At 37.9% G+C, this 12,608-nt stretch carries 9 protein-coding genes and 1 pseudogene; 2 read left to right on the top strand and 8 right to left on the bottom strand.

Features of this window, described 5'->3' with window-relative positions; genetic code table 11:
• Nucleotides 1–2: 2 nt before the first annotated feature.
• Together AC0L6R_RS12450 and uvrC are read left to right on the top strand one after the other, a co-directional pair.
• Nucleotides 3–2,309 carry a penicillin-binding protein 1A gene (locus AC0L6R_RS12450; protein WP_473271501.1) on the top strand — a complete coding sequence of 769 codons (2,307 nt, stop codon included), beginning with the start codon at nt 3–5 and terminating at the stop codon, nt 2,307–2,309.
• A 64-nt stretch (nt 2,310–2,373) separates the two neighbouring features.
• On the top strand, nt 2,374–4,179 hold the full coding sequence (gene uvrC / locus AC0L6R_RS12445) for an excinuclease ABC subunit UvrC (RefSeq protein ID WP_283413713.1): 1,806 nt from the start codon (nt 2,374–2,376) through the stop codon (nt 4,177–4,179).
• An 18-nt stretch (nt 4,180–4,197) separates the two neighbouring features.
• Here uvrC and porN read toward each other — a convergent pair whose 3' ends face one another.
• The 8 genes and pseudogenes from porN to AC0L6R_RS12405 form a co-directional block, all read right to left on the bottom strand.
• Nucleotides 4,198–5,016 (bottom strand): type IX secretion system ring subunit PorN/GldN, encoded by an 819-nt coding sequence (gene porN, locus AC0L6R_RS12440; RefSeq protein WP_283413712.1) that lies wholly within the window; start codon nt 5,014–5,016, stop codon nt 4,198–4,200.
• A 32-nt stretch (nt 5,017–5,048) separates the two neighbouring features.
• A pseudogene (gene porM / locus AC0L6R_RS12435) lies at nt 5,049–6,663 on the bottom strand (type IX secretion system motor protein PorM/GldM).
• Between the two features lie 40 nt (nt 6,664–6,703).
• On the bottom strand, nt 6,704–7,510 hold the full coding sequence (gene porL / locus AC0L6R_RS12430) for a type IX secretion system motor protein PorL/GldL (protein ID WP_283413710.1): 807 nt from the start codon (nt 7,508–7,510) through the stop codon (nt 6,704–6,706).
• Between the two features lie 52 nt (nt 7,511–7,562).
• Complete coding sequence (gene porK / locus AC0L6R_RS12425) at nt 7,563–8,657, bottom strand: T9SS ring complex lipoprotein PorK/GldK (RefSeq protein WP_283413709.1); 1,095 nt, start codon at nt 8,655–8,657, stop codon at nt 7,563–7,565.
• 167 nt (nt 8,658–8,824) lie between these two features.
• Entirely contained in the window at nt 8,825–9,805 is a 981-nt protein-coding gene (locus AC0L6R_RS12420; protein WP_283413708.1) for a PorP/SprF family type IX secretion system membrane protein, read from the bottom strand.
• Between the two features lie 76 nt (nt 9,806–9,881).
• A complete protein-coding gene (locus AC0L6R_RS12415; RefSeq protein WP_283413707.1) occupies nt 9,882–10,655 on the bottom strand; it encodes a uroporphyrinogen-III synthase in 774 nt (257 codons plus the stop codon).
• Nucleotides 10,656–10,689: 34 nt separating this feature from the next.
• A complete protein-coding gene (locus AC0L6R_RS12410; RefSeq protein ID WP_473271500.1) occupies nt 10,690–11,811 on the bottom strand; it encodes a DUF4271 domain-containing protein in 1,122 nt (373 codons plus the stop codon).
• Between the two features lie 2 nt (nt 11,812–11,813).
• Complete coding sequence (locus AC0L6R_RS12405; protein ID WP_473271637.1) at nt 11,814–12,608, bottom strand: BamA/TamA family outer membrane protein; 795 nt, start codon at nt 12,606–12,608, stop codon at nt 11,814–11,816.

The raw sequence follows: 12,608 nt of genomic DNA, 5'->3' as shown, positions 1-12,608 counted from the left end.
CTATGAGTAACAAAGCAAAACCCCAAACTTCCCCATGGGTGACCAAGACTGTAAAATTTCTTTGGATTGCCTTTATAGCAGGATTTTTTGGTTTCATCCTTTTTGTTTGGATGATTAGTATCAACTTTCTAGGATTATTTGGAACGCTACCAGACTTTAAAGCTTTAGAAAATCCAGATTCTGAAATTGCATCGGAATTATATTCTACGGACGGGGTGCTCCTAGGACAGTATTTCCGTGAAAATAGAAGCCCTGTCAAGTATGAAGACCTGTCACCAAATCTAGTTAATGCATTGATTTCGACTGAGGATGTACGTTTTGAGAACCACTCCGGAATCGACATGCAAGCAATGATGCGGGTTTTTGTCAAATCAATTTTACTTGGCCAGAATGCCGGTGGAGGATCTACACTTAGCCAGCAAACCGCAAAAAACCTTTTCAAAACTAGAACAGATGCCAGCAATGGTTTGCTAAGCTCAATCCCTGGCCTGCGGATGTTAATCATTAAGACCAAAGAATGGATTGTTGCTACTCAATTGGAGAAAGCTTACACTAAAAATGAGATCCTAACATTGTATTTAAACACTTCCGATTTTGGATCTAACGCATTTGGGATAAAAACTGCCGCCAAGACTTTTTTTAATAAAACTCCCTCAGATCTTGCCGTTCAAGAATCAGCTGTTCTGGTTGGCCTATTCAAAGCTCCGACCTACTATAGCCCTGTTTACAATCCAGAGAACTCACTTCGTAGACGTAATACTGTATTATCACAAATGCGAAAGAACGATGCATTAACTGATTCTGAATATGATTCTCTGTCCAAATTACCCATTGAATTAAACTATAGTGTAGCAAATCAAAATAAAGGATTAGCTACCTATTTCAGGGAAATCGTCAAAGCAGATTTGATAAAATGGACGAAGGAAAACTTAAAATCCGATGGAAGTGCATATGATCTTTATGGAGATGGTCTTAGAATTTATGCTACTATTGATAGCCGCATGCAGCAATACGCAGAAGATGCAGTGGCAGATCATATGGCAACCTTGCAAGCTAAATTCTATAAGGAAATGGGTAAGAATGACCCATGGATAGATGAACACCGTCGTGTTATCCCGAATTTCATCGAAGATGCCGTAAGAAGAACTGAAGCTTACCGCTTACTCAAAGTACGGTACGGAAACGACACAGATTCTATCAATCTCAAGCTGAATGAGAAAAAGAAGATGAAGGTATTCTCATGGGAAAAAGGAGAAATAGATACCCTAATGAGCTCAATGGATTCCATGCGGTATTATAAGAAATTCCTTCAGACTGGCTTTATGAGTATGGATGCACATACGGGACAAATCAAAGCTTGGGTGGGTGGTTTGGACCATAAGTATTTTAAGTACGACCACGTACTTAGAGCTAAGAGACAGCCTGGTTCTACCTTCAAGCCATTCGTATATGCCGCAGCCATTGAAAATGGCTACAGTCCATGCTATAGTGTGATCGATCAGCCTGTGGAAGTTTACATTCCAGGGCAACCTGCATGGAGTCCTTCCAATGCAGACGGAACATTCTCCTATAAGAAAATGACTATCAGACATGCGATGGCAGAATCTGTAAATTCTATTACTGCCTATATGATGAAAAAGTTAAGCCCTAAGATTGTGGTAGAGACCGCAAGAAGATTAGGAGTAACAAGTGATTTGGAAGAAGTTCCAGCTTTGGCGCTAGGAGTAAATGATGTTTCTATTTTCGAAATGGTGGGGGCCTTTGGGACTTTTGTCAATAAAGGTGAGCATACAACCCCATTCTATATTGACCGCATTGAGGATAAAAACGGGAACGTAATTCAGCAATTCACAGCTAAAAAGAGACCGGCAATGAGCGAAGAACATGCTTATTTAATGACTTATATGCTCCGAGGTGGTTTTGAAGAAAGCGGCGGAACAAGTCAGGGTGTGGATTGGGAATTGAGGCAAGACAATGAGCTTGGAGGTAAAACTGGAACAACCCAAAATGCTTCCGATGGTTGGTATATGGGAATAAGTAAAGACCTAGTAAGTGGAGTATGGGTAGGTGGAGATGATCGCGCTATTCACTTTAGAACTTGGTATGAAGGTCAAGGAGGTAGGACTGCCCGACCTATTTGGCAGAACTACATGAAAAAAGTTTATGCTGACAAGAGTTTAGGATATACTAAGGGTGCATTTCCAAGACCTGAGCGTCCTCTTAGTATAGAAATAGATTGCGATGTCTATGAAAAAGAAAGTCAGCGTTTTGCTGACTTTGATTATGATGCAAAGAAGAACGATTTTTAAAAAAATATAAATCCTCTTTCCAAAACAGCCTTACACCAAGGCTGTTTTTTTTTAATTTTAGCCTATGCAATCCTCTTCCTTTTTACCAACTGATCACCTCACGCTTCCAGATCAACCGGGGGTATACAAATATTTCAATGAGGAGAATGAATTAATATATGTTGGTAAGGCAAAAAGCTTAAAAAAGCGGGTTGGTAGTTATTTCAACAAAAATACAGGCGTAAATCTCAAGACCAGAAAGATGGTCAAAGAAATACGAAGAATTGAAATCACTTTAGTTGACAGCGAATTTGACGCTCTCCTTTTGGAGAATAACTTGATAAAAAAGTCACAGCCGAAGTATAACATCTTACTTCGAGACGATAAGACGTATCCTTATCTGCTTTTAACAAAAGAAAATTTCCCGCAAATCTTCCCTACGAGAAAAATGATTCCTAGGAGAGGAACTTACTTTGGGCCTTTTGCCAGTGTGAAGGCTATGAATAATGTACTGGACTTGATTCGAGAGTTATTCACTATAAGAACTTGCAAACTTGATTTATCCCCATATAAAATAGCTGAGGGAAAATATAAAGTATGCCTAGAATACCACATAGGTAATTGCCAGGGGCCTTGTGTAGGATTACAAAATGAGGTTGATTACAATAAAGATTTGGAGCAGGCAAAGCATATCCTAAAGGGCAATCTTGCTGTGGCAAAAGCTTATTTCAAACAAGAAATGCAGCTACATGCAGAAAACCTGGAATTTGAAAAAGCTCACAAACTCAAGGAAAAATTGGAGTTGCTTGAAAAGTATCAGGCCAAGTCGTTAATAGCAAGCCCGTCAATTAACAATCTAGACGTGTGTACAATTGTGTCTGATGAGAAGCATGCCTATGTAAACTTCATGCGGGTAAAAAATGGCGCGCTGATAACATCAAAGAACGTGGAGCTAAAAAAGAGACTGGATGAATCTGACGAACAATTGCTCCTCACAGCATTAATTAGACTTCAAGATCAATTCCAAAGTGATGCCGAAGAGGTCTTACTAAATATCGAGCTGACAGAACAGATAGAGGGATTGAATGTATTCCATCCGAAAATTGGAGATAAGAAGAAGCTTATCGAGTTATCCTTAAAAAATGCTCTGTATTACAAAAAAGAAAAAGCATTATTAGTAGGCTTAAATCAGGATAAAAAAGACCGAGTAATCCGCCAACTGCAACAAGATTTAAGTTTGCCGGAAATACCAGATCACATAGAATGCTTTGACAACTCCAATATTCAAGGCACTAATCCTGTAGCTAGTATGGTTTGTTTTTTAAATGGTAAACCTGCTGTTAAAGAATATCGACATTATCACATTAAAACTGTCGTTGGTCCAGATGACTTTGCAAGTATGAAAGAAGTTGTAGGGCGTAGGTATAAGCGTCTATTAGACGAAGGTAAGCCTATGCCAAAGCTTGTGGTAATAGACGGTGGTAAAGGGCAATTATCATCGGCAGTCGAGGCGCTTAAGGAATTAGGTGTATATGGGCAGATGCCTATTATTGGGATTGCCAAAAGACTGGAAGAAATCTATTTCCCTGGAGATTCCTATCCTATTCATATCGATAAGAAATCTGAGAGTTTGAGGCTATTGCAAAGAATCCGAGACGAAGCTCACCGCTTTGCTATTACCTTTCATAGAAACATCCGAAGTAAAAACGCTTTTGGAACACAGCTGACAGCTATCCCTGGCATAGGTAAAAGCACAGCTGATAACTTATTGAGTCATTTTAAATCAGTAAAAAAGATCAATGAGGCAAGCGAGAAAGAAATAGCCGCAGTAATAGGAGCTAGTCGTGCAAAAGCACTAATAGAATGGAAAGAAAAAAATAAAGGGGCTTAAAAAGCCCCTTTGTATTTATTACCACTCCCAAAGGGAGTTTTCATATTCTAGCAATTTGTATTCAAAATTGAGCGCATCCACATAAGCCTGCATCTCTGGATTAGGATGATCAACAGCTACTAAATCGGCAATCAAAGCTTCTTCAGAGTTTGTAAATTTTCTTACCACAGATCTAAACAACCTAGTCTCAAATGCCTGATCATAAGTTAAGCTCCTCGCCTGATTTTGAAAATTAATCCATCTAGCATCAGGATGATCTTTGAAATGATTGTAGAAGTCTTTGTAACGAATGAAAGCAATTGTCTTCTGACCTGCATTGGAATTTGTCTCTGACGGCATGACTAATTCAAGGTATTTGATATCAAATACCATGTCTGAATGATGTTTATCAAAAACAAAATCTTCCTTAAAATCCAAATAGTACAATTGTTTTGAGAAGATACTATCTCCAGTTGCATTCAACCAGAAATTCTCTTGAAATTCAGCTATTGACAATGGCTGAGTGAAATCCTCATCAGCGAAAACTTCTAAAGCATTCTCCTCTACGATAGCATCATAAATCTGATTAACAATACCATTACTTTTGGTATCTCCAGAGCCATAAAGAGGCATATTATACTTTTCACGGAGATCAATCCTTCTCCAAACACCTATTTGATACATTTTATCATCTTCTCTGATTCTTTTAGCAGAGTAGATGGTATCCATGTCAAACTGACGATCCCCATACCCAGATGGACTAACGCTTGTAGCAGGAATTTGCGCCTGACTCACTAGAGGCGAAAATCCCCCGGCTATAAGCAAGGATAGGATTAATTTTGGAAGATACTTTTTCATAATTATTGGTTTATGTTAATCCAAAACTCGAATTACTTAACTCGAATAGTGACAACTTGTCTTAATTCTGAAGGAATTTTATTTCCTCTGAAATTTGTCCTAGTTACTTGTCTAATTTCAAACACCACAACATCTCCAGCTCTAGCGCTTTCCAATAACGAACGCATCGCTAAACTATTGCCATTAGATATAGGCGTAGTTTGTCTAGGTACTTCATTTCTCAACAGTCTCATTTCACCACCAGTTACCTCGAAGGTAGCATCCTTTGCCATTGTTCTAGCAAAAGTTGGTTCTGCCTTAGCTAGCATTTTAAGTCCCATTAGAGAACTGATTGCTTGTGCTTGACTTAGGTCAATTTCAGTACCATTAGATGAAGCTGGTACTAAGCTAGGCAAAGGAACTGGCTTAATATCATAATCCACTGTACCGATTTTATTTCCTCCACTACTAACTCCAATATTTACCTTTCCAGATGCACCTGGAATTACAGTTAATTGACCAGGTTTATTTCCTTTAATAGCTTGCCCATTACTTACTGCGAATTCTGGTGAATAAGTGTTTCCTAGAGCGGGAACCTCAATCAAAAGCTCATTTGCACAATCCGCATAAAGCTGTTGTACAACTTCAGATGAAACTTTAATTACAGGCTGAGCTACGAAGTACTCATATTCAACTGGTAGCACTTTATCTTCTCCACCTACATTGGTGATAATCTCACCGTTGATTACTCTTCTAGCTAATCCTCTATCATCATACTCAGAAGCTGGAGTTACATTAAATTCAATTTTACCAAACCCAGTAGCATCTACAGGCACCGCACGACCATCAATAGTCATAGTCGGCACTGAAGCTGTTGAACTTGAAGCGATAAACATATCAGCTTCGAACTTTGTACCAGCTGCTACAACATTAGATAATGCAGCAATTCTTGCTTCAGTAACGTCAGCTTTGAAAAAGAATGAACCAATTGTATTCTGTACCGCAGTTAGTGACTCACTTTCAATATTCAAAACTTCGTTTTGGTATTGTGAAATCAAAGCAATTACAGCACCAACTGGAGATTTAACGAAATTCAATGCAACAAAGTCCTTATTTCTTGCTTCTCTGTCATTTGCGAAAAGCTCGATTTCAGATGCATCCTTAGCGATGTCATCAAATTTGAGATCAGAAAGTCCTACTGAGCTTAAAATTTCGGATATCTTGGCAGGATAAGCATTTAATTTTTGCTTCATCTCTTCTCCTTTACCATTATTGGCAAATAGATTACCAGTAATCTCTGTATTTTTAAGTTGCGCGTTTACGTAGTTGCCTTCGTCATTTTTTGCATTGGACTGCGTAATCAAATCCTGCTTAAGCTGCTCCAAATAATCAAAGGTTTCTTTCGTAGCTTCTCGAATCTGGTTTGCTGCAGCAACTTTTGGCACATCCACTTCTTTGTTTCCTTGTTGATCTACCGTGTACTCTATCGATTCAACCGTTTTCTGGTTTTTATTGATGAAATTTCGGGAAGTCCTTTCCATTCCATCGTTAATCAATACAAATTTTTGGAGGATTTGGTTGCTTACCTGTAGGGCCAAAAGGGCCGTCAAAACCAGGGTACATCATACCAATCATCCGCTGTCTAGGTGTCTCTTTAGCTCCTGCCATTTTTAAGTTTTAATGGATTTTAAAATGAATTGAAGAGAAATTAACCTTTCATAGCGGATAGCATTCCACCATAGATTTTATTCAATGAACTTACGTTCTGATTCAATTTTGATAATTCTGTTTTAAATGCTTGAGTTTCTTTACCTGCTTCAGTAAGACCTTCCATAGCCGCCGTCATGTTAGCATAGAACTTATTCAATGTTTTAACATGGCTATTGGCATCCTGAAGCTCCATCTCATAGACAGAATTAAGTGCAGAAAGATTTTTCGTTACAGTTACTACTTGAGTATGATATGCTTTGGCGTCCTGAGAAGCAGAAGACATTTCAGTCAAAGCAGCTGCAGTTTTGCTATATGAAGCATTCATATCTACCAAAGTCTTAGCAGCAGATTTAACATTCGTTGCATATTCGTTAGTAGCTACTGCTGCATCAGAAAGATTACCCATCTTCTGAGCTGAGGTTGCTAGATTTTGCATTCCTTTACCAAGGCTCTCAATTAATTCAGGGCCAACTTTAGCATTCGCTAGCATTTCGTCAAGCTTTTGCGAAACTTGATCGCCTCCTCCTGCTACTACTCTTTGCGCTCTTGGAGCTGCAGGTGTATCACCAGCAAGCTCTGGATATACTTTAGACCAATCCACCTCTTTATGCTGTGGCTCAAAAGCTGAAAGGAAAAATATAAATGCCTCAGTACTTAGTCCAATACCAATCATCCAGTTGGCGAATGGTAAATCTAGGATTTTAAACATCGCACCAAGAATAACGACTGCAGCACCAATACCATAAATTTTTGGCATTATGCTGGTATAAAATGTTGCTGAAAATGAGTTGCTTTTACTAGCCATGTGAAATGATATAATAAGGTGTTAGGTAGTTGTTTTTGCTAAATTAAATTAATTATCTTCTTCTTCTAGTTGAATTTTTTACATCCATTGATCCTGAACGGCCAATAAACGTCATCTTAGTTCTGAATCCAATATGCGCTTGCGCAACATCTTCATATTCGTAAGTTCGGGTACTTGTCTCTAAGTAATGAGCGATATCTTTCCAGCTACCACCTCTTACAACTTTTCTTGGTTCGTTCGGGTCTGTGTAAACTGGATTCAAATCCCAGGTGATTGAACTAGATGTAGTAGCATAGGCGTCTAGCACCCACTCCGCCACATTACCTGACATATTATATAATCCATAACCATTTGGAGCAAAAACATCAACAGGCGCTGTATATGCAAAGCCATCATCGATGTAATTACCACGACCAGGTTTGAAGTTAGCCATCAAGCAACCTCTCTTGTTCTTCAAGTACGGACCACCCCAAGGATATTTAGCTACATCCTTACCTCCTTTAGCAGCGTATTCCCACTCAGCCTCAGAAGGAAGTTCAAATGCAGGCCCATCAAAATCAACCTCGTCATTTGCCCTCATGTGGTAAGTTTTCCATTCACAGTATTTTTTAGCCTGATCCCAAGTTACCCCTACCACTGGATAGTTGTCAAATGCCGGATGATCAAAATAAAATTCCATCAATGGGTCTCCATAATGGTATGCAAAACTTGTAGACCAAACAGTGGTATCTGGTTTAAGCTCGTCATAATTTAATTGAGGAGGATCTTTTAAAGTAGTTGGAGTACCTGTTTCATATGTCCCGCTTTTTACAGCTTCTAAAAATTGACGGTACTTATTATTAGACACTTCATATTTGTCCATGAAAAATTCTGAAATGGTTATTTGCTTGTTCAATGCAGATTGCGAGAATGCAATATCTTCATCGGCTTGCCCCATCCAGAATGTTCCGGCTTTTACCGGAACCATGTCATAAGGAAGATTTTGTTGCCAGTTTTCACGCTTAGGAACACCTGTTACCTCTCCTCTTCTATTCATCTTTTCACTAGCCGAACCTTTTTTACTAAAAAGACCGCAACTAGGTAAAAGTGTCACTAGTGCCAACCCTAAAGTAAGAGGCAATAAGCGAACATTCATTTTTTTATACATAAATGACGTTTTTTCGTTCATCAAATAATTACGATGTGTAAAGTATTTTCAAGATTCGAAATTTAGCTGAATTTGGCACAATAATGCAAATAACCTGCCAAAATATAGGAATTGATATTCTGTTGCTCATCCATTACAACTATTGTTCCTATTGAATTTCAGCTAATTTAAAACCTAAACCTTGGTGTTCTTTGTATCACTCGTTGTATTTCTCTACTTACATTAGATAAAGTGTAGCGAAGCATAAGTTCGTGACTTGTCGGAGATTTAGCTTCTACACCGCTAAATACCAAATCGAAAGCATAGCCCAATTTCAATGAATTATCTTTTAATAGGGAATAGCCTAAGATTAATGAAACTGATTCTTCCCCTCTAAATCCTATCCCCCCACTTATTTTATTCTGATGAGTAGCAATAACGCTAGCCTCATAAGAAAAATTATTAAATGACACTGATTTTAATAGGAAACTAGGTTCAATTACTAATTGACCTACCGGTCTAAACCTATATCCCAAGAGCAAATACGAATGATTTTTCAATTGATTCGAATAAGAACCATCCCCAAAATCAAAATTAGGCTCATTTATATGTCTACTACTGAGACCTATATAATAATTTCGAGCATCCAGTAGTAAGCCTGCTCCAAAATTGAAATTCAATTGACTTTCTTTCCCTGCCACCGGAAGATTAGGCTCAGGATTAACAACGATTAAATCACCATAATCTAGCGCACTGGAAAACATTCCAACATACGCACCAACGCTTAAAGTTGATCTGTTAAGCTTTTTATGATAGGCCCCTTGTAGATTAATCTCCAAATTACTAGTCGCGCCTATTCGATCATTTACAATAGTAAGACCATATCCTATATTTTTCCCTTCTATCCTACCTTGACCAGTCACCAATTGAGTCACAGGCGCTCCACCCTGACCAGTGGTGGTTGTATAATTTAACCATTGAGATCGATGCAGTGCAGAAAACCTAAATCCACCATCTTTGCCAGCAAATGCGGGATTGTAATACATCCCATTGTACATATACTGGGTGAATTGAGGGTCTTGCTGGGCCATCAGCGAAGAAACCTCAAAACAGAAAAACAAGAGAAATGCGTATCTCAAAAAATTAATACAGTGGCCTCTTTTAAACATTTTATAGTGGTTTCGTCTAATATAATAACTAGTGTAAGAATTTAAACTGAAAAACCACAGACTTAGGTTTTATGTTTTACAAATTATTTGCCTTTTTAATATAAAGCTCTAATGCCCCAGTCATACTTGGAGCATTTGGCATAGGTGCCTCAATGTCCAAAAACAAATCCAGATCCCTAACTGCCTGGGCTGTAGTAGGGCCAAAAGCAGCTATGCGCGTGGCGCCTTGTTCGAAATCCGGGAAGTTGATTTTCAACGATTTAATACCTGATGGACTGAAAAAAGCTAATATATCATATTTAACATCAGCCAAATCAGACAAATCGGCTTCTAACGTATGATAAATAATAGCTTCAGTAAATGCTATCCCATTTTTTTCCATGTATTCAGGAATATCGTCTTTACGAATATCAGAACAAGGAAATAAATACTTTTCAGATTTATGTTTTTTAAAGTAATCGAATAAATCCTGCGCAGTCTTCTGACCTACGAATAATTTACGCTTTCGGATTACAATATACTTTTGAAGGTAATGAGCAGTTTGATCTGAAATACAAAAATACTTCATGTCAGCAGGCATTTCGATTTTGAAATCCTTGCAGATCGCAAAGAAATGATCAATTGCATTACGGCTAGTGAAAATCACGGCAGTATGCTTCAAAATATCAATCTTCTGCTTGCGGAATTCCTTTGGCACTACAGGCTCCACCTTAATGAATTGACGGAAATCAATCTTCAGGTTATACTTTTCTGCCAATTGTACGTAGGGAGAATTTGCGCCCGCTGGTGCCGGTTGAGATACTAGGATACTTTTTACTGGTCTAAACCTGTCTTTGGTAACTGTGCTCATGCTTCTTTATTATTCCTTTTGGTGATTTTCGAAATTAATAACCCAAATCAAGCACCAATTTGGCCAAGATTAAAAAGGGCACTAATTCTGCGATGCAAAGGTAAGTAAATAAATGATATTTCTTAAAGCCCAATCTATTCACCATAATGAGGAATAATCCTAAAATGCCAAAAATATAAATCCAGAAAAACCCAGTAAATAATGCCTCCAATGCCATTTTAACTGCTGAGAATTCATTAAACAAGAAAAACGCACATCCTAAAATCAAACCTATGGTGGTAATCACTACAAGGCGGAGTAAATAAAAAAAGTGGGCAAATTCTAATTTCCCCAAATCAAAAAGATAAGATAAAATTCTGATCGCTGTAAACTTTAGTATAGTCAACACTAAAAGAAAAAGTGATCCTAATAACCATAATACTATCAGCGAATTGAAATTCAATTCCATCCTCGCTTCTAGCCACTCATGACGAAAAATAACCATAGCAGTCACCATGGCTAATGAAAGAAGCATATTTACGATAAACACATACAATAAAATATCTCCGGAAAAAAATTTCTGTAAACTCCCACTTTCGGAGAAATCTTCTGCATTAAGTAAGGAAATAGGCTTGATCATCATGGCAAAAATGAAAGGATATGCCAGTTTATATAGAGTAATTAATAATAAGCAGGATATCATCCCTACTATGAAGAAATCACGGATAACTTGCCGATTAAATTCTCTTTTATTAAACAAAAAACCTTCGCCAGTAGAAATGGTCCCTAACAGCTCAGACTTCAAAACCTTCATTACACTTGCCTGGTCTGAAGAAATTCCGTTTTTAAAAACTGTCAAACTTACTTTTGACTTCGAAAATTCCCTTTGTAATTCATTCACTTGCTCGTTAAAAGCAGTGTCCTTTTCTGTAAAAAACCATAATTTTTCCCCAACAAAAACTACAGAATGGTCTGGAATCTCAAATGAAAAGTAGGCCAATGGAAATGTTTCCAGATCCAATTCCAAAATCAATCTGTCATTTGAACTAAACCAAGTCTCTCGCTCACCTTCTTGCCATTTTGGATTGTAATCTTCCAAAATCTGAGAAAACGCAACTTGGCTAAGAGCCAAAAGAAGGGTAATTAATACTATTGACTTGCTGATCAATTTTTTCATACTCAAAATCTGGCTAGGTAGCCAAAATGTATCCTAGAATAGGAGAATTGTAAGGGTTGAAGATTCGATTTTCCAACTCCATAAATAAATCGAAAGATACCTGATCCTGTATCAAGATTGATCCCAGCACCAAATGAAATCGGTTTATCAATGGAAGTTGCAAAGTACGGGTTTTCCACAATCCCAAAGTCAGCAAAAACCATGAGAAATGAGTTTTCCCCAAAAAAAAGTCTCTGCTCCATATTTATGTACCCGTATGATTTAGCAAAAAAGTAGTTCTCATTAAATCCACGTATACTTTTCAAACCTCCCAAACGGAAAAGGTCATTAAGCAGAAGGTTTTCATTTTGTGTAAAAGCCCCACTGCCTTTCAACCACATCCCCCATGTTGGCCTTAGGTAAATATGCTTTTCCACCTCCAGCTTACCCAGGTACTGTGGACTATTCAAATCAAGATTATCATATACCTCAGGTGGAAACCCTGTGTTTTCTAAAATCCTCTTATTGCCCAAGGCAAATTCACTGGTAATCAGAAAGCCTCTTCTTGTAAAAAATGGTGAATCTCTCCTATCCAAAGCCCAGCCAATCCCATATTGGTTCCAGCGATAGTCTGCTACCTCAGGTAATTCGGTCACCTCATCAAAGGCTTCTGTGTCTAGCAAATCGCTGGATTGCCTCTTAGTAAAAAACCTTAGATAACTAGTTTGACTCATATGGTACCCAAAATCTAAACTTAAATACCTATTCAAAAAGGTAGAATCTTGCTTTAGCAAGCTGAAACCTAATCTTACGTCCAA

This window comes from Algoriphagus sp. 10J20-15 (genome assembly GCF_055809615.1).
Note: the sequence above shows the minus strand (reverse complement) of the source record. Positions and strands in the feature narration are given on the sequence as shown.